17 protein-coding genes and 1 riboswitch are annotated in these 19,281 nt (G+C 70.4%); of the genes, 8 read left to right on the top strand and 9 right to left on the bottom strand.

The window, feature by feature from the left end; translation table 11 throughout:
* Nucleotides 1-224 precede the first annotated feature (224 nt).
* Entirely contained in the window at nt 225-1,217 is a 993-nt protein-coding gene (locus ACX9I7_RS16325) for a tetratricopeptide repeat protein (protein WP_126915957.1), read from the top strand.
* A 91-nt stretch (nt 1,218-1,308) separates the two neighbouring features.
* Nucleotides 1,309-1,950: a peptide deformylase gene (def, locus tag ACX9I7_RS16320; protein ID WP_387566441.1), complete on the top strand. Its 642-nt coding sequence runs from the start codon at nt 1,309-1,311 to the stop codon at nt 1,948-1,950.
* Between the two features lie 63 nt (nt 1,951-2,013).
* Here def and ACX9I7_RS16315 read toward each other — a convergent pair whose 3' ends face one another.
* The 4 genes from ACX9I7_RS16315 to ACX9I7_RS16300 form a co-directional block, all read right to left on the bottom strand.
* The gene (locus tag ACX9I7_RS16315; RefSeq protein WP_126915959.1) at nt 2,014-3,030 is read right to left on the bottom strand and encodes a ribonucleotide-diphosphate reductase subunit beta; all 1,017 of its coding nucleotides are present in this window, start codon (nt 3,028-3,030) and stop codon (nt 2,014-2,016) included.
* Nucleotides 3,030-5,432, bottom strand: coding sequence for a ribonucleoside-diphosphate reductase subunit alpha (locus ACX9I7_RS16310; protein ID WP_387566437.1), 2,403 nt, complete (start codon nt 5,430-5,432; stop codon nt 3,030-3,032). Before ACX9I7_RS16310 ends, ACX9I7_RS16315 begins: the two co-directional genes overlap by 1 nt.
* A 158-nt stretch (nt 5,433-5,590) precedes the next feature.
* Nucleotides 5,591-5,717: riboswitch (cobalamin riboswitch) on the bottom strand.
* A 180-nt stretch (nt 5,718-5,897) separates the two neighbouring features.
* Nucleotides 5,898-7,529: a monocarboxylate uptake permease MctP gene (gene mctP / locus ACX9I7_RS16305; protein ID WP_459387766.1), complete on the bottom strand. Its 1,632-nt coding sequence runs from the start codon at nt 7,527-7,529 to the stop codon at nt 5,898-5,900.
* The gene (locus ACX9I7_RS16300; protein ID WP_268248305.1) at nt 7,526-7,783 is read right to left on the bottom strand and encodes a DUF3311 domain-containing protein; all 258 of its coding nucleotides are present in this window, start codon (nt 7,781-7,783) and stop codon (nt 7,526-7,528) included. The genes mctP and ACX9I7_RS16300 overlap by 4 nt, the downstream gene beginning before the upstream one ends.
* A gap of 507 nt (nt 7,784-8,290) precedes the next feature.
* Here ACX9I7_RS16300 and ACX9I7_RS16295 point away from each other — a divergent pair.
* Together ACX9I7_RS16295 and ACX9I7_RS16290 are read left to right on the top strand one after the other, a co-directional pair.
* Entirely contained in the window at nt 8,291-8,884 is a 594-nt protein-coding gene (locus ACX9I7_RS16295) for a carbonic anhydrase (protein ID WP_387566431.1), read from the top strand.
* A gap of 69 nt (nt 8,885-8,953) precedes the next feature.
* Nucleotides 8,954-10,447 carry a SulP family inorganic anion transporter gene (locus ACX9I7_RS16290; RefSeq protein ID WP_387566428.1) on the top strand — a complete coding sequence of 498 codons (1,494 nt, stop codon included), beginning with the start codon at nt 8,954-8,956 and terminating at the stop codon, nt 10,445-10,447.
* 64 nt (nt 10,448-10,511) lie between these two features.
* Here ACX9I7_RS16290 and ACX9I7_RS16285 read toward each other — a convergent pair whose 3' ends face one another.
* The 4 genes from ACX9I7_RS16285 to ACX9I7_RS16270 form a co-directional block, all read right to left on the bottom strand.
* A complete protein-coding gene (locus ACX9I7_RS16285) occupies nt 10,512-11,444 on the bottom strand; it encodes an ALF repeat-containing protein (protein WP_459387765.1) in 933 nt (310 codons plus the stop codon).
* Between the two features lie 85 nt (nt 11,445-11,529).
* Entirely contained in the window at nt 11,530-12,033 is a 504-nt protein-coding gene (locus ACX9I7_RS16280; RefSeq protein WP_387566405.1) for a hypothetical protein, read from the bottom strand.
* Nucleotides 12,030-12,257, bottom strand: coding sequence for a hypothetical protein (locus tag ACX9I7_RS16275; RefSeq protein WP_358626878.1), 228 nt, complete (start codon nt 12,255-12,257; stop codon nt 12,030-12,032). The genes ACX9I7_RS16280 and ACX9I7_RS16275 overlap by 4 nt, the downstream gene beginning before the upstream one ends.
* Before the next feature lie 140 nt (nt 12,258-12,397).
* On the bottom strand, nt 12,398-13,168 hold the full coding sequence (locus ACX9I7_RS16270) for a GntR family transcriptional regulator (RefSeq protein WP_189451501.1): 771 nt from the start codon (nt 13,166-13,168) through the stop codon (nt 12,398-12,400).
* Nucleotides 13,169-13,422: 254 nt separating this feature from the next.
* Between ACX9I7_RS16270 and ACX9I7_RS16265 the strand changes: the two genes are divergently transcribed.
* The 4 genes from ACX9I7_RS16265 (at nt 13,423) to ACX9I7_RS16250 (ending at nt 18,151) form a co-directional block, all read left to right on the top strand.
* Entirely contained in the window at nt 13,423-14,694 is a 1,272-nt protein-coding gene (locus tag ACX9I7_RS16265) for an extracellular solute-binding protein (protein WP_459387764.1), read from the top strand.
* 100 nt (nt 14,695-14,794) lie between these two features.
* The gene (locus ACX9I7_RS16260) at nt 14,795-15,775 is read left to right on the top strand and encodes a carbohydrate ABC transporter permease (protein WP_459387763.1); all 981 of its coding nucleotides are present in this window, start codon (nt 14,795-14,797) and stop codon (nt 15,773-15,775) included.
* Nucleotides 15,772-16,611: a carbohydrate ABC transporter permease gene (locus ACX9I7_RS16255; protein WP_387566394.1), complete on the top strand. Its 840-nt coding sequence runs from the start codon at nt 15,772-15,774 to the stop codon at nt 16,609-16,611. The genes ACX9I7_RS16260 and ACX9I7_RS16255 overlap by 4 nt, the downstream gene beginning before the upstream one ends.
* Nucleotides 16,612-16,621: 10 nt before the next feature.
* Nucleotides 16,622-18,151 carry a glycoside hydrolase family 3 protein gene (locus tag ACX9I7_RS16250; protein WP_459387762.1) on the top strand — a complete coding sequence of 510 codons (1,530 nt, stop codon included), beginning with the start codon at nt 16,622-16,624 and terminating at the stop codon, nt 18,149-18,151.
* A gap of 104 nt (nt 18,152-18,255) precedes the next feature.
* On the opposite strand, the gene nagB is transcribed toward ACX9I7_RS16250, so the two are convergent.
* Nucleotides 18,256-19,041: a glucosamine-6-phosphate deaminase gene (nagB, locus tag ACX9I7_RS16245; protein ID WP_459387761.1), complete on the bottom strand. Its 786-nt coding sequence runs from the start codon at nt 19,039-19,041 to the stop codon at nt 18,256-18,258.
* Nucleotides 19,042-19,281 lie beyond the last annotated feature (240 nt).

Below are 19,281 nucleotides of genomic sequence, written 5' to 3'. Positions count from 1 at the left end.
GAGCGGGCGTCCGGAAGGGCATGGTTGGATGCGAAGAAGACAAAGAGAATGGCGAGAACGCGGGAATCGGGGGGTGTCATGCGCGCCGTCGTCGGCAAGGAGACGGGGAGGGCGGCAGCGCTCCCCGGAACCCATGGGGTGTGGCGGGCAGTCGTCGGGGAGGACGGCGGTCGCCACCCGGTCCATCCGGCGTGGTCGCACGCAGAAACCGGCAGGCGGGAATCGTGAGGATCTTCGGCAGGGTACGGCACCGGCCTTCCGCCTCGTGGCGGCAGGCCACCGACCGTGCCTTCACGCTCATCGGCGACGGCCGGTACGAGGACGCGGGCGCGCTGCTGACGCGGGCCGCCGACATGGAGCCCTGGCTCTCCGAGTCGTGGTTCAACCTCGCCCTGCTCCACAAGTTCCGGCACGACTGGGAACAGGCCCGTGCCGCCGGCCTCCGCGCGGTGGCCCTGCTCGACCGCGAGGCGGGCGCGCCCGACTGGTGGAACGTGGGCATCGCCGCCACCGCCCTCCAGGACTGGCCGCTGGCCCGCCGCGCCTGGCAGGCCTACGGGCTCAAGGTGCCCGGCGAGGGCGGCCCGGCCGGTGAGCCCGTCGGCATGGAGCTGGGCAGCGCGGCCGTGCGGCTCTCCCCGGAGGGCGAGGCCGAGGTGGTCTGGGGCCGCCGGCTCGACCCGGCGCGCATCGAGGTGCTCTCCATCCCGCTGCCGTCCTCCGGCCGCCGCTGGGGCGAGGTCGTGCTGCACGACGGCGTCCCGCACGGCGAGCGCGTCACCGCCGCCGGGCCCGCCTTCCCGGTCTTCGACGAGATCGAGCTGTGGGCCCCCTCGCCCGTCCCCACCTGGGTCGTGCTGCTGGAGGCCGCCACCGAGGCCGACCGGGACGCCCTGGAGCGGCTCGCGGCCGACGCGGGCTTCGCCGCCGAGGACTGGTCCTCCTCCGTGCGCCTGCTGTGCCGTACGTGCTCGGAGAGCCGGATGCCCAGCGACGAGGGCGACGGCGAGCACCTCGACCCCCACGACCACAGCGAGCCCGGCCACCCCGGCCCGCTCGGCCACCGCACGGCCGGCTCCGGTTCCGGCTCCCTGTGGGTGCCCGAGCGCGAGTGCGGCATCGCGGCCCCGCCCGGCCTGGTGCGCGGCCTGCTGGACGGCTGGGTCGCCGACAGCCCCGACACCCGCGAGTGGCGGGATCTCGAAGAGGTCTGCTGAGGTCTCGCCCCGGCCCCCGTACCCTGTATGGGGCCCCGTGGGTTCAGGGCAAAATATTGCTTTCGGGTTGTGAGAGAGGCGTACGGCGGAGATGTCGCAGCAAGACACTGAGCAGTCGGTGAACGACGAGCCGAAGAGCGAGTTCATCGTGGACACCGAGGACTGCGAGGAGCGCGAGCGCGCGCACCGCGAGCGGGGCACCTCCCGTCCGATCACCGTCGTCGGCAACCCGGTCCTCCACAAGGAGTGCCAGGACGTCACGGAGTTCGACGAGAAGCTCGCGCAGCTGATCGACGACATGTTCGCCAGCCAGCGCACCGCCGAGGGCGTCGGCCTGGCCGCCAACCAGATCGGCGTCGACGCGAAGGTCTTCGTCTACGACTGCCCCGACGACGAGGGCGTCCGCCACGTCGGCCATGTGATCAACCCCGTGCTGGACGACCTGCCGGCCGACCGCCGCGTCCTGGACGACTCCAACGAGGGCTGCCTGTCCGTGCCGACGGCCTACGCCGCGCTCGCCCGTCCCGACTACGCCGTCGTGCGCGGCCAGGACATGCACGGCAACCCGATCGCCGTCGAGGGCACCGGCTACTTCGCCCGCTGCCTCCAGCACGAGACGGACCACCTGTACGGCTACCTGTACATCGACCGCCTCTCCAAGCGCGACCGCAAGGACGCGCTGCGGCAGATGGCGGAGGGCACGCCGCGATACGAGGTCGTCCCCAACGACTGACCTGCAGCGCGACGAAGGGCCCGTACGGAACGTGTTCCGTACGGGCCCTTCGTCATGTCGTGGCTAGAACTCGTCGTCGAAGGAGACCGAACCCTCGACCGCCACCTGGTACGCGGAGGCGCGGCGCTCGAAGAAGTTGGTCAGCTCCTGGACGTTCTGGAGCTCCATGAAGGAGAAGGGGTTCTCCGAGCCGAACACCGGCGGGAAGCCCAGGCGCTGCAGACGCTGGTCGGCGACGGTCTGCAGGTACTCGCGCATGGAGTCGGTGTTCATGCCCGGCAGGCCGTCACCGCACAGGTCGCGGGCGAACTGCAGCTCGCACTCGACGGCCTCCTTGAGCATGTCCGTGACCTGCTGCTGGAGCTCGTCGTCGAAGAGGTCCGGCTCCTCCTCGCGGACGGTGTCCACGACGGAGAACGCGAAGTCCATGTGCATGGACTCGTCGCGGAACACCCAGTTGGTGCCCGTCGCCAGGCCGTGCAGCAGACCGCGGCTGCGGAACCAGTACACGTAGGCGAAGGCGCCGTAGAAGAACAGGCCCTCGATGCACGCGGCGAAGCAGATCAGGTTGAGCAGGAAGCGACGGCGGTCGGCCTTCGTCTCCAGGCGCTCCAGCTTCTCGACCTCGTTGATCCACTTGAAGCAGAACTGGGCCTTCTCGCGGATGGAGGGGATGTTCTCCACCGCGTCGAACGCCGCGGCGCGGTCGTCCGGGTCGGGCAGGTAGGTGTCGAGCAGCGTCAGATAGAACTGGACGTGCACGGCCTCCTCGAACAGCTGCCGCGACAGGTACAGGCGCGCCTCGGGGGAGTTGATGTGCTTGTACAGCGTCAGCACGAGGTTGTTGGACACGATCGAGTCGCCGGTCGCGAAGAAGGCGACCAGGCGGCCGATCATGTGCTGCTCACCCGGGGACAGCTTGGCGAGGTCGGCGACGTCCGAGTGGAGGTCGACCTCCTCGACGGTCCAGGTGTTCTTGATCGCGTCGCGGTAGCGGTCGTAGAAGTCCGGGTACCGCATGGGGCGCAGGGTCAGCTCGAAGCCCGGGTCGAGCAGGTTCTTCTGGCGTTCGGTGGACATTACTGGCACGCCTCGCAGGACTCGGGGTTCTCAAGGGAGCAGGCGATGGCGTCCGCGTCGGGCGCGGCCTGCTGCACGGGGATGGTGGTGGCGGCGCCGGTGGAGGCGGAGGCCGCGCGGGCGATCCGGGTGGCCGGGCGGGAGCGCAGGTAGTACGTCGTCTTGATGCCCTGCTTCCAGGCGTACGCGTACATCGAGCTGAGCTTGCCGATGGTCGGCGACGCCATGAACAGGTTCAGCGACTGGCTCTGGTCCAGGTACGGCGTACGGGCCGCGGCCATGTCGATCAGGGCGCGCTGCGGGATCTCCCAGGCCGTGCGGTACAGGTCGCGGACGTCCTGCGGGATCCACTTCATGTCCTGGATCGAGCCGTTGGCCTCGGTCATGGCCTCGCGGGTGGCGCGGTCCCACACGCCGAGCTTCTTGAGGTCCTCGACCAGGTAGGTGTTGACCTGGAGGAACTCACCCGAGAGCGTCTCGCGCTTGAACAGGTTGGAGACCTGCGGCTCGATGCACTCGTAGACGCCGGCGATGGAGGCGATGGTCGCCGTCGGGGCGATGGCGAGCAGCAGCGAGTTGCGCATGCCGACCGCGGCGATGCGGGCGCGCAGCGCCTCCCAGCGGTCCTCCCACGCGGCGACGGCGTTGGGGTAGTGGTCCGGGTGGAGCACGCCGCGGGCGGTGCGGGTGGCCTCCCAGGCCGGGTGCGGGCCGTGGCGCTCGGCGAGGTCGGCGGAGGCCTCGTACGCCGCGAGCATGATCCGCTCGGAGATCTTGGTGGACAGGGCCTTCGCCTCGGCCGAGTCGAAGGCCAGGCGCAGCCGGAAGAAGACGTCCTGGAGACCCATCAGGCCCAGGCCCACCGGGCGCCAGCGGCTGTTGGAGCTGCCGGCCTGCTCGGTCGGGTAGAAGTTGATGTCCACGACGCGGTCGAGGAAGGTGACGGCCGTACGGACCGTACGGTCGAGCTTCTCCCAGTCCATCTCGCCGTCGGCGCCCAGGTGCTGGGCCAGGTTGACCGAGCCCAGGTTGCAGACCGCGGTCTCGCCGTCGTTCGTGACCTCGAGGATCTCGGTGCAGAGGTTCGAGGAGTGGACGACCGCGCCCTTCTCGGCCGTCTGGTTGGCCGTGCGGTTGGCGGCGTCCTTGAACGTCATCCAGCCGTTGCCGGTCTGCGCGAGGGTGCGCATCATCCGGGCGTAGAGCACCCGCGCCGGGATGGTCTTGACGGCCTTGCCGGCGGCCTCGTACGCGCGGTACGCGGCGTCGAACTCGTCGCCGTAGAGGTCGACCAGGTCCGGGGTGTCGGCGGGGGAGAAGAGCGACCAGTCCGCGTCCGTCTCGACGCGGCGCATGAACTCGTCCGGGATCCAGTGCGCGATGTTGAGGTTGTGGGTGCGGCGGGCCTCCTCACCGGTGTTGTCGCGGAGCTCCAGGAACTCCTCGATGTCGGCGTGCCAGGTCTCCAGGTAGACGCAGGCCGCGCCCTTGCGGCGGCCGCCCTGGTTGACGGCGGCGACGGAGGCGTCGAGGGTGCGCAGGAACGGCACGATGCCGTTGGAGTGACCGTTGGTGCCCCGGATCAGCGAGCCGCGCGAGCGGATGCGCGAGTACGACAGGCCGATGCCGCCCGCGTGCTTCGACAGACGCGCCACCTGGTGGTAGCGGTCGTAGATGGAGTCCAGCTCGTCCAGCGGGGAGTCCAGCAGGTAGCAGGACGACATCTGAGGGTGGCGGGTGCCGGAGTTGAACAGCGTCGGGGAGGACGGCAGGTACGAGAGGGTGCTCGTCAGCCGGTACAGCTCCGCCACGTCGTCCAGGGCCCGCTCGGAGTGGTCCTCGGCGAGGCCGCAGGCGACGCGCAGCAGGAAGTGCTGCGGGGTCTCGATCACGTCGCGGTGGATCGGGTGGCGCAGCAGGTAGCGGCTGTGCAGGGTGCGCAGGCCGAAGTAGCCGAAGCGGTCGTCCGCGCCGTCGGCGAGGGCGGCCTCGACGAGGGCGTCCAGGCGCGCGGCGTGGGTGCGCACGAAGGCGGCCGTCTCGTCGGCGATGAGGCCCTCGCGGTGCCCCACCTCGACGGAGGCGGAGAAGGAGGTCGCGCCCTGGCCGGCCGCCTCGTCGGCGATGGCCAGGGTGAGCAGGCGCGCGGCGAGCCTGGAGTACTCGGGCTCCTCGGCGATCAGGCCGGCGGCGGCCTCGGTGGCGAGGGAGCGCAGCTCGGCGTCGTCCGCGGCGGCGCTGCGGCCGCGCAGCGCGGCGGCGGCGACCTTGCCCGGGTCGGTGGCCGGAAGGTCGGCGGTGAGGTCGGTCAGGGTGCGCAGGAGCGCGGTCCCGGGGCCGCCGGTCGCTTCCGCGTTCGCTGAGACCGGTGCTGAAGCCGGATCTGCGGGCGCGATGGTCACTGAGGCTCTCCCTCGCTCGGCTGGGTGGGCCGGGCGGGAGAGCGATGAGCGCGCACGCGCATGCCTCTTGCACCAGGGCATGCCTCGTAGGCGTCCATCGGCCCAACCCGCGAGGCCCGGACGAATTCAACGCCCATGGCCGAGCCGGGGCAGGCTCGGTGGTGGGCGCGCTGTCGGCAGGTCGTCGGACTTCAGGTGCGCTGGGTATATGCGCACACATACACCGTTGCGGGACAGTTCCGGATTTCCACCGGATTCCCCTGCGACGACAGCGGAGACGAGCATACATCTAGTGCCGGGCCTCGCACGCGCCCCCACATGTTGTGTCGTCGCGTCATGAGACGGTCGCGGAATGTGCTAACGGGCGTCCCTGGCAGGGCAGGAGAAGAGGGCCGCCACGCCCCCTGGACGGGGATGTGGCGGCCCTCCGGAGGGGCCCCGGACGGTGGTCCCGGGAGCGGTGGATCAGTGGCCGCCGGGGGCCCCTGCGGTGGCCGGCGGGAGCTCCGCGCGGACGCCCGGGTCGCCGGCGTCGGCCGTGTAGTCCGAGGGCCGGGTCAGGTCCTCGCCGTCGGGCACCTTCAGCGCCTTGAGGACGAAGGTCGCGACGATGACGACGATCACGTTGAGGACAAAGGCGGTAAGCCCGATATAGCCCTTTTCGCCGATGAGAGGGATGAGATTGGTGTTCCCGAAGTGATCCTGGGTGGCACTCGGTGTGGCGTACGCCCGCCACGTCCCGTACGTCATGCCGACCGCCCAGCCCGCGAGCAGCGCCCAGCGGTGGGGCCAGCGGGTGAAGAGCCCGCCGACGAGCGCGGGCACGGTCTGGAGGATCCAGATGCCGCCGAGGAGCTGGAAATTGATGGCGACCGTTTTGTCCAGGGTGAGGACGAAAACGAGCGCGCCGACCTTGACCAGCAGGGACGCGAGCTTGGACACCTTCGCCTCGTGTTCGGGGGAGGCGTCCGGTTTGAGGAAGTCCTTGTAGATGTTGCGGGTGAAGAGATTTGCTGCGGCGATCGACATGATGGCCGCCGGTACGAGCGCGCCGATGCCGATCGCGGCGAAGGCCACGCCCGTGAACCAGTCCGGGAACATGTCCTCGAACAGCTGGGGTATCGCCAGCTGGCCGTTCTTCACCTTCACCCCGGCGGCGATGGCCATGAAGCCGAGCATCGCCAGCAGGCCCAGCATCAGGGAGTAGAGGGGAAGGATGGTGGTGTTCCGGCGGATGACATTGCGGCTCTTGCTGGAGAGGACCGCCGTCACGGAGTGGGGATAGAGGAAGAGCGCCATCGCCGAGCCGAGCGCCAGCGTCGCGTACGACCACTGGGCGTCCGCCCCCGGCACCAGCGAACCACGGGGTTTGCCCGTTGCGGGATTCTCGGCCGCGAACGCCGCACCGGCCTTGCTGAAGATGCTCTCGAAGCCGCCCAGTTTGATCGGTATGTAGATGATCGCCACGATGATCACGATGTAGATCAGCGCGTCCTTGACGAAGGCGATCAGCGCGGGGGCGCGCAGCCCGGAGGAGTAGGTGTAGGCCGCGAGCACGCCGAAGGCGATGAGGAGCGGCAGGTCCTTGACGAACCAGTTGGCGTCCTCGCCGCCGCCCACGCCCATGACGTCGAGCACCGCCTGGATGCCGACCAGTTGCAGCGCGATGTACGGCATCGTGGCCAGGATCCCGGTCACCGCGAGGGCGAGGGAGAGGCCCCGGGAGCCGAACCGGCCCCGGACGAAGTCCGACGACGTCACATAGCCGTGCTTGTGCGCCACCGACCACAGGCGGGGCAGGAACGTGAAGACCAGCGGATAGGTGATGATCGTGTACGGCACGGCGAAGAAGCCGGCCGCGCCCGCCGCGTAGATCGCCGCCGGCACCGCCACGAACGTATAGGCGGTGTAGAGGTCCCCGCCCAGCAGGAACCAGGTGACCCAGGTGCCGAAGGACCGGCCGCCCAGGCCCCATTCGTCGAGGTTGTCGGCGTTCTCCGCCTTTCGCCAGCGGGCGGCGAGAAAGCCCATGGCCGTGACGACGACGAAGAAGAAGAGGAAGACGGCGAGCGCCACGCCGTTCACACCGTCCTTCACCCCTCCTCACCTCCCGCGTGCCGCTCCCGCCGCACCGTCTCCTCGCGTCGTCGCACGATGACGTAGGCGACGACCGTAAGGAGGGTGGACACCAGCACCCAGAGCATCTGGTACCAGTAGAAGAAGGGGATGCCGATGAGGGCCGGGGTGAGCCGGGCGTAGGAGTCCACCCACAGCATCGCCACGAAGGGGATGGCGAGGCACGCTCCCGCGACGATCAGCGGGACGGTCAAGACCGGGTTGCCTACGGTCAAGAGTGGTTTATGGCCGTCCGCGGAGGCTTGTGCGGCCGTGCGGCCGGGTGGATGCTCGGGTGGTTCCGACATGCGGTGACTCCGTCCCCTGTGCGATCACTTGCGGTAATGCGCTGGAAATCTAGGTGAGGGCCCCTCCGGGCGTCACCCCCTTTCCGGATATCGGAATGGCAACACCAGCAGGGGTACGGGCGGAATCCCATCGTCCGGAGGTGGGTTGACGACGGGCCGCTGTTCATATGGCGTCAAGTCGCCTTGCGCCGAACCGGGTTGTCCGGTATTTGACGAAACTTCAAGCTGTCATCGACGGGTAATGCGCAGGTAAAGTGTTCGTCGTGGCGGCCGGGCAGAATCGGGCCCGGCAGCCGGTGTGCCCCGAAGCAGTGGCCCCGGCACGCCGCGTCCGGACACCGGGTCCCCCCGGTGTCCGTCGCTCTTGATCCGACCCGACCACACCGTGCCCGGCGCGTCCCCACACGCGTCACGGGCGCAGGAGGCAGGCCCATCATGAAGTCGCTCATAGCCCACGCCCGTTCCTTCGCGGCCCACGTCGCGGACTCCGAACGCGCCGAGAGCTTCCGTGCCCTCCAAGCCGGCCAGTCGCCGGAGGCGCTGTTCATCACCTGCTCCGACTCACGCGTCGTCCCCTCCCTCATCACCGGCGCCCGGCCCGGGGAGCTCTTCGAACTCCGCACCGCCGGCAACATCGTTCCCGAGTACGGCGGCGGCCGTCCCATGGGCGAGACCGCCACCATCGAGTACGCCGTCCGCGTCCTCGGCGTCCGCGACATCGTCGTCTGCGGCCACTCCCACTGCGGCGCGATCAGCGCCCTCGTCCAGGGCGACGACCTCTCCGCCGCCCCCGCCGTCCGCGACTGGCTCGCGACACAGGCGGCCGGCGCCTCCTTCGGCGCCGACCTCGCCGACGCGGTCCAGCGGCACGCCGTGGCCCAGCTCGACCGGCTGCGCACGTATCCGTGCGTACGCGAACGGATCGAGGAAGGGCTGCTCTCACTCCACGCCTGGTACTACGAGGTGCACACGGGTGCGGTCCGTGCGTACCGGCCCGGCGGTGGCAGCCGTACGTTCGGGCCGCTCTGAGAGCGGCGGGCGCCACGACGGGCGCTGTGACGACGTACGGCACGCGGACTCTTAAGGAATCCCACCTCCATGCTCTCCACCCTCACCCCTTTCTCCCCCTTCACCCCTTTCAGGAACGACCGTGGCGCGCTGCGCCGCGACGCCCTCGCCTCCCTGGTCGTCTTCCTGGTGGCGCTCCCGCTGTGCGTGGGCGTGGCCGTCGCCTCGGGCGTACCGGCTGAACTCGGCCTGATCACCGGCATCGTCGGCGGCCTGGTCGTCGGTGCCCTGCCGGGCAGCACCTTCCAGGTCAGCGGGCCGGCCGCCGGGCTGACCGTCCTGGTCTTCGAGGCCGTCAAGGAGTTCGGCCTGGGCGCGCTGGGCGTCATCGTGCTCGCGACGGGCGTGCTCCAACTCGCCCTGGGCGCGCTGCGTTTCGGCCGCTGGTTCCGCGCGATCTCCGTCGCGGTCGTCCAGGGCATGCTCGCGGGCATCGGTCTGGTGCTCGTCCTCGGCCAGCTCTACACCCTGGCCGGCGCCCGGCAGCCGGGCTCGGGCCTCGCGAAGATCGCCGGCCTGCCGGGCCTGGTGGTGGACGCGGTGACCGACCGCGACTCCGTCGCCGCGTGCGCGGTGGGCGCGGGCACGATCGCCGTCCTCGTCCTGTGGCGGCGACTGCCCGCGAAGGCGCGGCTGGTCCCCGCCCCGCTGGTGGCCGTCGCCGCGGCCACGGCGGTCACCGCGACCGCCGGCCTGGACATCGCCCATGTAGAGGTCAAGGGCCTCACCGACGCCATCCAGCCGCCGGGCCTCAACGACCTCACCTCGCTCGGCAGCGTCGCCGTCCTCGGCACGGTCCTGGCCTTCACCCTCATCGCCTCGGCGGAGTCCCTCTTCAGCGCCGCCGCGGTCGACCGGATGCACCAGGGCCCACGCACCCACTACGACAAGGAGCTCCTGGCCCAGGGCGTGGGCAACACGATCTGCGGCGCCCTGGGCGCCCTCCCCATGACCGCCGTCATCGTCCGCAGCGCGGCCAACGTCCAGGCGGGCGCCAAGACATCGCTTTCCCGAGTGCTGCACGGTGTGTGGCTGCTGATTTTCGCTGTCGCGCTGCCCGCCGCGATCGGCGTCATCCCGCTGGCCGCACTGGCGGGCGTCCTGGTGCACGCGGGCTGCAAGCTGGTGCCGGTCAAGGAGATCGGCCCGCTGTGGCGGGAACACCGCGGCGAGGCGCTGGTGCTGGCGGCCACGGCGATCGCGATCGTGACGACCAGCATGTTCGAGGGCGTGGTGCTGGGGCTGCTGCTGGCGGTGGTCAAGACGGCGTGGGAGGTCTCGCACGTCCACGTCGAGACCCGTGAGCTCACCGGCGGCCGCCTGGTCGTGACGATCACGGGCCACGCCACGTTCCTGCGCCTCCCGCGCCTGCTGGAAACCCTGGAGGCCCTCCCGCAGGACCGCCCGGTCGAACTCGACCTGTCGGAGGTCCGCCACCTGGACCACGCGTGCCGCACGGCCCTTGAGGGGTGGGCGGAACGCCACAACGCGGAGGGGACGGAGGCGGTACGGGTCCGGCAGTAGCGCAAAGGGGGGAGGGGCGGCGCTCCGCCCCTCCCCCCTGCTCGTCCACGGGGGTGCCGTGCCGTCAGCTCGTGGCGCGGCGTCGCCGCGCCGTCAGGACCATGCCCGCACCGGCGGCGAGGGCGAGGGCGCTGCCGCCCACGGCCCAGGGGAGCGCGGCGTCGGCGCCGGTGGCGGCCATCTGCCCGCCCTGGTCCGTGTCCTTCGCGACGGGCTTCCCGGCGACGTCGGTCGTCGACTTGGCATCGCTGCCGCCGCCGTTCTCCGGCTTGGCGCGGTCGCCGGTGGACGGCTTGTCGTCCTTGCCGCCCTTGTCGCCGCCGGTGCCGTCCTTCTGCTCCTTCTCCTTCTTTTCCTTCTGCTCCTTCTCCTTGGCGGCCTTCTCGGCGGCCTCGTCCTTGGCGCGCGCCTCGAACTGGCCCACCTCAAGGAAGTGCCGGACGTCCTCGGGCGTCCCCTTGAGCGCCTTCTTCGCGGCCTCCCGCACGGCGGGCCCGCCAGCGCTCAGGATCTGCACGGTACGGACGCGCTCGTCCGCGATCCGGGCCTGCTGGTAGCCGGTCTCCAGGAACTTCACCCGGTCCTCGGGGGTGCCGTCGAGCGCCTTGTTCGCGGCTTCCGTGACGCCCGGGCCGACGTCCTTGCCCACTCCGAGGATCTTCAGGATCGCGACGCGATTGTCCTCGTCGCGGGCCGCGTACTGACCGGTAGTGAGGAACGCGCGCATGTCCTCGGGGGTGCCGTTGAGCGCCTTCTCCGCGCGCGTCTTGAGGCCGCGGCCGATGTTCTTCTCGCCGAGGATCTTCAGAATCGCGGCCTTGTCCTCCTCGGCCTGCTTCTTGGCGGCGCCTTCCTCCGGCTTCACCTCAGCGGCCTTCTCCGGCGCGGCGACCTCAGCCGCCTTGACGCCGTCGTCGGCGATCGCCGGCGAGGAGAACAGAACGGCCGGCGCCAGCGCGGCGGCCACGACGGCCGCGGAAACGCGGGTCAACTTCACGCGACATGCACCCAAATTTATATAGAAGATCATGAAAATGTCCTATATAGGGTATGTCATTGGCCCCCGAGGGGGTGCGTAGCCGTCAGTGGCCCGTCTCGCCGCGGTTGACTGCCATGACCATGACGGCGCCGATCAGGACCAGCCGGTCCGTCAGCGCGTCGAGCTGCTGGCGCTGTTCCGTCGGGAGGTGCCAGTCCTCCCAGGAGGAGGTGTCCTGCTTCGAGGGCGGGGCCTGCCACTCGGCGGACCAGTCGCGGCCGAGCCGGGTGGCGAGGGGGGCGGCGGTGCGGGCCAGGCCGCCGTAGGCGCTGAGGAGGCCGATCATGTGGCCGTCCGGGAGCCAGGCGCGCCAGGCGGTCAGCAGTTCGCCGGCGAGGTGGGCGACGTCTTCCAGCCACAGGACGTGCTGGGTGACCCAGCCCTGGGGGCTGGGGGACTGGGGCATGCCCGGCAGCAGGCGCTGAGGTATGGCGTCACGACGTGTGAAGAAGTCGCGCGCGAGGGTCAGCTCGTGGTGCGAGGGGGTCCAGGAACGGTCGTTCAGGGCGATCGCGGCGGCATCGACCGCGTCGACGGCGTGGCTCATTCGGATACCGTACGTGCCCCGCACGCCGAGGGGCGAGCGGGCCGGGGAGCCGGCGCCGCGCCGTACCGGGCCCGGCGCCCCGCGGCCAGCCATTCGGCCCGCAGCCGCTCGTAGACGCCGCGCTCGGCGCTGGTCAGCGTGCGGCCGCTGCGGGCCGTGAGGAACGTGCGTATCTCGTGGTTGAGCTGCTCCTGGGTCGGGGTCAGGGTCGCGTTGCATGACATGCCCTCAGGCTAGGGGGTGCCACTGACAACGGGCCCGCACCAAGGTCGTGTTTGCGGAACGCTCATCGAATGGTCATGAAGTCGACGGGTGATTCCTCACGCCGCTCTTACTCCGTCACCGGCACTTACGTCACCGGCCCCTACTCCGCCACCGGCCGCCGCAGTCTCGCGACGAACTTGTAGCGGTCGCCGCGGTACACCGACCTCACCCACTCCACCGGCCTGCCCTCCGCGTCCAGCGAGTGGCGGGAGAGGAGCAGCATCGGCAGGCCCACGTCCGTGCCCAGCAGGCCGGCCTCGCGCGGGGTGGCCAGGGAGGTCTCGATGGTCTCCTCCGCCTCCGCGAGGCGGACGTCGTAGACCTCGGCCAGCGCGGTGTAGAGGGAGGTGTACTTCACCAGGCTCCGGCGCAGGGCCGGGAAGCGCTTCGCCGACAGGTGGGTGGTCTCGATCGCCATCGGCTCGCCGCTGGCGAGCCGCAGGCGTTCGATGCGCAGGACGCGGCCGCCGGCCACTATGTCGAGGAGCCCGGCGAGGCGGTCGTCGGCGGTGACGTAGCCGATGTCGAGGAGCTGGGAGGTGGGCTCCAGGCCCTGGGCGCGCATGTCCTCCGTGTAGGAGGTGAGTTGGAGGGCCTGGGAGACCTTGGGCTTGGCGACGAACGTGCCCTTGCCCTGGATGCGCTCCAGCCGGCCCTCGACCACCAGTTCCTGGAGGGCCTGGCGCACCGTCGTGCGGGAGGTGTCGAACTCGGCGGCCAGGGTGCGCTCCGGCGGTACGGGAGTGCCGGGAGGCATGGTTTCGGTCATATCCAGCAAGTGCCGTTTGAGCCGGTAATACTTGGGAACGCGCGCGGTCCGTCCGCCGCTCGCGGTGCTGCCGCCCTCCGCCGTCTCGCCCTCGGTCGCCATGGCGTGCCTTCCCGACCTTCCCGACTCCGATGATCCTGCTGCCGTCACCGGCTCCTCCGTCTATAGCGGTCACATGGTGGCACGGGCAGAGCCCGAGGAGACCGGAGATACCCGCGTCGACCTCGAGGTGTCGGTCCGGTAACGGAGCCGACAGCGACTCTTATACACCCTTGACACCCCAAAAGGTCTAGGCCAAGCTGCGGGCACTGGTCTAAACCATTAAAGACCACATTCGGTCCTCAAGGGAGAGTGCTGTGAAGCGTGGGCTCATAGCGGCGACGGGTGTCGTGGCCATGATGGTGAGTGTTGCTGCCTGTGGGTCCAGCGACAGTGACAAGGGATCGGCCGACGGCGGTTCCAAGGGCAAGAGCCTCACGGTCTGGTTCATGGATGGCTCGAATCCACCGGGTTGGACGAAGGCCGTCCAGGCCGAGTTCGAACAGAAGACCGGTGCGAAGCTCAACGTCCAGGTCCAGAAGTGGGACGGGATCCAGCAGAAGCTCACCACCGCCCTCTCCGAGTCCAGCCCGCCGGACGTCGTGGAGATCGGCAACACCCAGACGCCCTCCTACGCCCAGACCGGTGGCCTCGCCCAGCTGGACGACCTCAAGAAGGAGATCGGCGGGGACTGGACCGAGTCCCTCAACAAGCCGTCCGTCTTCGAGGGCAAGCAGTACGCGGCCCCCTGGTACGCCGCCAGCCGCGTCGTCATCTACAACAAGAAGGTCTGGGCCGACGCGGGCATCAAGGACACCCCGAAGACCCGCGACGAGTTCTTCAAGGACCTTGAGGCCATCCAGCAGAAGGGTGACGCCGAGCCGCTCTACCTGCCCGGCCAGAACTGGTACTTCTTCGACGGCCTGACCATCGGCACCGGTGCCGACCTGGTGAAGAAGGACGGCAAGAAGTACGTCTCCAACCTCGCCGACCCCAAGGTCGCCAAGGCCATGGAGATCTACAAGAAGTACCAGTCCTTCAGCAAGGCCCCCAAGGACAAGGACGAGGCCACCCCGCAGCAGGCCGACGTCTTCGCCAAGGGGAAGACCGGCGCCTTCATCGGCATGGGCTGGGAGGCCGCCACCGCCGTCAAGGCGAACCCGGAGATCGAGAAGGAGATCGGCTACTTCACGATCCCCGGTGAGACCGCCGACAAGCCCGAGGGCGTCTTCCTCGGCGGCTCCAACCTCGCGATCTCCGAGGGCAGCAAGAAGAAGGACCTCGCCAAGGAGTTCCTGAGGATCGCGCTGTCCGACAAGAACGAGGGCGCGCTGGCCAAGGAGGTCGGCTCGCTCCCCAACAAGGACGCGCTGCTGACCAGCCTGAAGGGCCAGCCGGCCGCCGAGGCCGCCGCCCCCGCCGCCAAGACCGGTGGCACCACTCCGCTGATCCCCGAGTGGGCCAACGTGGAGAACGCGCCGAACCCGATCAAGGCCTATATGACCGCGGTTCTGGGCGGCAAGTCGCCGGAGGAGGCCGCCAAGCAGGTCGAGGGCGACATGAACAAGCGGCTCGCCCAGAAGCAGTAGGGCCTGAGCGGCAGTGAATCCCGTACGGGCCGCCGTGGGGGCGGCCCGTACGGACCCCGCACCACGCACAACCGTTCCACAGGGGAGAAGGCGGACGACGATGTCAGCGCAGATCGAAGAGGCGGCGGCCACCGGCCCGGCGCCCCGGATCGGCAAAGGCGGCGCCGCGCCGCCCCGCCGCGGCCGGGGACGCGGCGCCGGAAGCGTGCCCTACCTGCTGATCCTCCCCACCGTCGCCGTCGTCGTCCTGCTGCTCGGCTGGACGCTGGTGAAGAACGGCCTGCTGTCCTTCCAGAACCTCAACAAGCGGCAGCTGATCCAGCGCGTCACCGAGTGGACCGGCGTCGACAACTACGACACCGTCCTCCGCAGTTCCGAGTTCTGGCACGTCACCGGCCGCTCGGTCGTCTTCACCGCCGCCAACGTCGTCCTGATCATGGCGGTCGGCTGTCTGATCGGCCTGCTGCTCGCCCGGCTCGGCACGAAGCTGCGCCTGCTGCTCTCGCTCGGCCTCGTCCTCGCCTGGGCCATGCCCGTCGTCGCCGCGACCACCGTCTTCCAGTGGCTCTTCGACCAGCGCTTCGGCGTCGTCAACTACGTCCTCGACGCGCTCGGCTGGCACTCCATGGCCGGCTACAACTGGACCAGCGGCCAGTTCTCCACCTTCTTCGTGATCACCGTGCTGATCGTCTGGCAGTCTGTGCCCTTCGTGGCGATAAACCTCTACGCCGCCACGACCACGATCCTCAAGGAGCTCTACGAGGCCGCCTCGCTCGACGGCGCGGGCACCTGGAAGCAGTTCACCTCGGTGACCTTCCCCTTCCTCAAGCCGTTCTTCCTCGCCACCACGTTCCTCGAGGTCATCTGGGTCTTCAAGGCCTTCACCCAGGTCTTCGCGATCAACGAGGGCGGCCCCGACCGGCTCACCGAGACCCTGCCCGTCTACGCCTTCCAGGAGGGCATGGGCAGCCAGCACTTCGGCATGGGAGCGGCGATCTCCATCCTCACCATCGTCATCCTGCTGGCGCTGACGGCCTACTACCTGCGCCTGGTTCTCAAGCAAGAGGAGGACGAGCTGTGAGGCGCTCGCTGCCCAGAACCGTCAGCCGAGTGTGGCCGGGGGCGACGGCGGTCGTCCTCTTCGCCTGCTTCGCGTTCCCCGTCTACTGGATGTTCGCCACGGCCTTCAAGGCCAACAAGGACATCGTCAGTGACACCCCCGTCTGGTTCCCCACGAGCCCCACCTTCGAGCACTTCGACAAGGCGGTGAGCGCCGACGGCTTCTGGACGTTCGTCGGGAACTCCCTCACCGTGACCCTGGTGGCCGTGGCCCTGTCGCTCGTCATCGCGCTGCTGGCGTCCTTCGCCGTCGCGCGCATGCGCTTCAAGGGCCGCAAGAGCTTCGTCCTCGTGATGATGATGGCCCAGATGGCGCCCTGGGAGGTGATGGTCATCGCGTACTACATGATCGTGCGCGACGCGGACATGCTGAACAGCCTGCCGCCGCTCATCGCCATCTACACCGTCATGGTGCTGCCCTTCACCGTCCTGACGCTGCGCGGCTACGTCGCCGCCGTGCCCAAGGAACTGGAGGAGTCCGCCATGGTCGACGGGTGCACCCGCACCCAGGCCTTCGTCAAGGTCATCTTCCCGCTGCTGGCGCCCGGTCTGATGGCCACCTCGCTCTTCGGCTTCATCACCGTCTGGAACGAGTTCCCGATGGTCCTGATCCTCAACAAGGACCCCGGATCGCAGACCCTCCCGCTGTGGCTGACCGGCTTCCGCACCACCTTCGGCGACGACTGGGGCGCCACCATGGCCGCCTCCTCGCTCTTCGCGATCCCCATCCTCGTCCTGTTCGTCATCCTCCAGCGCAAGGCGGTCGGAGGCCTCACGTCCGGCGCAGTGAAGGGCTAGGAGCAACGACATGACCATCCTCACCCAGCACCGGTCCCCGCACCCGGACACCCTGACCCGGGACGCCCTGACCGTCCTCCAGCCCGGCTTCACCGGGACGACCGCCCCAGACTGGCTGCTGCGCCGGCTCGGCGAAGGGCTCTCCTCCGTCGGCCTGTTCGGCCGCAACATCACCTCCCCCGAACAGCTCGCCGCCCTGACCGAGCGGCTGCGCGCCGAGCGCGGGGACGTCCTCGTCGCCATCGACGAGGAGGGCGGCGACGTCACCCGGCTGGAGGTCCGCACGGGCTCCTCCTTCCCCGGGAACCTCGCCCTCGGCACCGTCGACGACACCGGGCTCACCCGGGCCGTCGCCCACGAGCTGGGCCGCCGCCTCGCCGCCTGCGGCGTCAACCTCAACTGGGCGCCCTCCGGGGACGTCAACTCCGACCCCGACAACCCCGTCATCGGCGTCCGGTCCTTCGGCGCCGACCCGGCGCTCGTCGCCCGGCACACCGCCGCGTACGTCGAGGGGCTCCAGGCCGCCGGGGTCGCCGCCTGCACCAAGCACTTCCCCGGCCACGGCGACACCGCCGTCGACTCCCACCACGACCTGCCCCGCATCGACGCGGACCTCGCGACGCTGCACGCCCGTGAGCTGGTGCCCTTCCGGGCGGCCGTCGCGGCCGGCACGAAGGCCGTGATGAGCGCGCACATCCTGCTGCCCGCGCTCGACCCGGCCCTGCCCGCCACGCTCAGCCCTCGCGCTCTCCACGGGCTGCTGCGCGCGCCCGTCACGGCCGGCGGCCTCGGCTTCGACGGCCTGATCGTCACCGACGGGATGGAGATGCGGGCGATCGCCGGTACGTACGGCATCGAACGCGGCAGCGTCATGGCCATCGCGGCGGGCGCCGACGCGATCTGCGTCGGGGGCGGCCTGGCCGACGAGGGGACGGTGCTGCGGCTGCGCGACGCGCTCGTCGCCGCCGTGCGCGACGGGGAGCTGGCGGAGGAGCGGCTCGCCGACGCGGCGGCGCGGGTGCGGGCGCTGGCGGGCTGGACCTCGTCGGTGGCCGGCTCGGACGCCTCGGCGTCCGACCCCGAGGTGGGGCTCGTGGCGGCGCGGCGCGCGCTGCGGGTCACGCGCTCCGGCGCGGGCCCGGCGTACGAGCCGCCCGCCGGGCCGGTGTACGTCGCCGCGTTCACGCCCGTCGCCAACATCGCCGTCGGCGACGAGACGCCGTGGGGCGTGGGCGCCGAGCTGACCCGGCTGCGGCCGGGAACGCTCACCGAGACGTACGGGCCCGAGTCGGCCGGCGCGGAGGCGGTGCTCGCGGCGGCGGGGGAGCGGCGGATCGTCGCGGTCGTACGGGACGTCCACCGGCACCCGTGGATGGCGCGGGCGCTCGGCATTCTGCTGGCGGCCCGGCCGGACACGATCGTCGTGGAGATGGGGCTGAACGAGGCGCCGGCCAGTGGGGCGCTGCATATCGCTACGCATGGGGCGGCGCGGGTTTGCGGGGTCGCTGCCGCTGAGGCGATCGTGGGCGCGGGGGAGTAGCCCCAGCCCCGCCCCTTCGCCGTTTCCGAGCGGGGCTGCGCCCCCTCGCACCCCCTTGTCCTCAAACGCCGGACGGGCTGAAATCAGCCCGTCCGGCGTTCGGCTTACAGCCCCTGCCAGGTCGGCTTGTTCGCGTACGTGTGCCGGAAGTAGTCGGCCAGCTTCAGCTTCGACGCCGCCGCCTCGTCGACGACGACCGTCGCGTGCGGGTGGAGCTGGAGGGCCGAGGCGGGGACGAGGGCGGCGACGGGGCCCTCGACGGACGCGGCGACCGCGTCGGCCTTGCCCTCGCCCGTGGCCAGCAGCACCAGGTGGCGGGCCTCCAGGATGGTGCCGATGCCCTGGGTGATGACGTGGTGCGGCACCTGGTCGATGTCGCCGTCGAAGAAGCGCGCGTTGTCGACGCGGGTCTGCTCCGTCAGCGTCTTGATGCGGGTGCGGGAGGCCAGGGAGGAGCACGGCTCGTTGAAGCCGATGTGCCCGTCGGTGCCGATGCCCAGCAGCTGGAGGTCCACGCCGCCGGCCGCCCGCAGCGCCCGGTCGTACGCCTCGCACGCGGCCTGGACGTCCTCGGCGGTGCCGTCGGGGCCCATGAAGGAGGACGCCGGCAGCCCCAGCGGCTCGACGACCTGGCGCAGGACCGTCGAGCGGTAGGACTCGGGGTGGTCGGCGGGCAGCCCGACGTACTCGTCGAGCTGGCACACGCGGGCGCGCGAGACGTCCACCTCGCCGGCGCGGACCTTGGCCGTGAGCGCCTCGTAGACGGGCAGCGGGGTCGAGCCGGTGGCAACGCCGAGCAGCGCCTCGGGCTTGCGGCGCAGCAGGGCGGCCATGGCCTCCGCGATGAGCTCGCCGCCTGCCTGGGCGTCGGGGACGATGACAACTTCCACGCTGGGCCTGCCGATCTGGAGAGGGTGGTGGTATAGACCAATTTAGCAGAATGGCCGCCTCCCGGCCCGGTCGGCGGGGGTGGTCGCGCGGGGTGGTCGGGCGGGGACAAGGCCCCCGAAAACGCCCCCGGAAACGACTACGGGCCGCGGCGCCCGCCGGGACCCTCAACCCAGCCGGCACCGCAGCCCGGAGCGAATCGGCCGGACCGGCGCGCGTGGGGTGTGCGGGCCCCACGGCCG

The organism is Streptomyces sp. L500 (assembly GCF_054551825.1).
Note: the sequence above shows the minus strand (reverse complement) of the source record. Positions and strands in the feature narration are given on the sequence as shown.

Excerpts from the sequence above, each read along its gene's own strand:
- def (WP_387566441.1), top strand. The coding sequence starts at position 1,309 with ATGTCGCAGCAAGACACTGAGCAGTCGGTGAACGACGAGCCGAAGAGC.
- ACX9I7_RS16315 (WP_126915959.1), bottom strand. The coding sequence starts at position 3,030 with ATGTCCACCGAACGCCAGAAGAACCTGCTCGACCCGGGCTTCGAGCTG.
- ACX9I7_RS16295 (WP_387566431.1), top strand. The coding sequence starts at position 8,291 with ATGAAGTCGCTCATAGCCCACGCCCGTTCCTTCGCGGCCCACGTCGCG.
- ACX9I7_RS16290 (WP_387566428.1), top strand. The coding sequence starts at position 8,954 with ATGCTCTCCACCCTCACCCCTTTCTCCCCCTTCACCCCTTTCAGGAAC.
- ACX9I7_RS16280 (WP_387566405.1), bottom strand. The coding sequence starts at position 12,033 with ATGAGCCACGCCGTCGACGCGGTCGATGCCGCCGCGATCGCCCTGAAC.
- ACX9I7_RS16275 (WP_358626878.1), bottom strand. The coding sequence starts at position 12,257 with ATGTCATGCAACGCGACCCTGACCCCGACCCAGGAGCAGCTCAACCAC.
- ACX9I7_RS16270 (WP_189451501.1), bottom strand. The coding sequence starts at position 13,168 with ATGGCGACCGAGGGCGAGACGGCGGAGGGCGGCAGCACCGCGAGCGGC.
- ACX9I7_RS16260 (WP_459387763.1), top strand. The coding sequence starts at position 14,795 with ATGTCAGCGCAGATCGAAGAGGCGGCGGCCACCGGCCCGGCGCCCCGG.
- ACX9I7_RS16250 (WP_459387762.1), top strand. The coding sequence starts at position 16,622 with ATGACCATCCTCACCCAGCACCGGTCCCCGCACCCGGACACCCTGACC.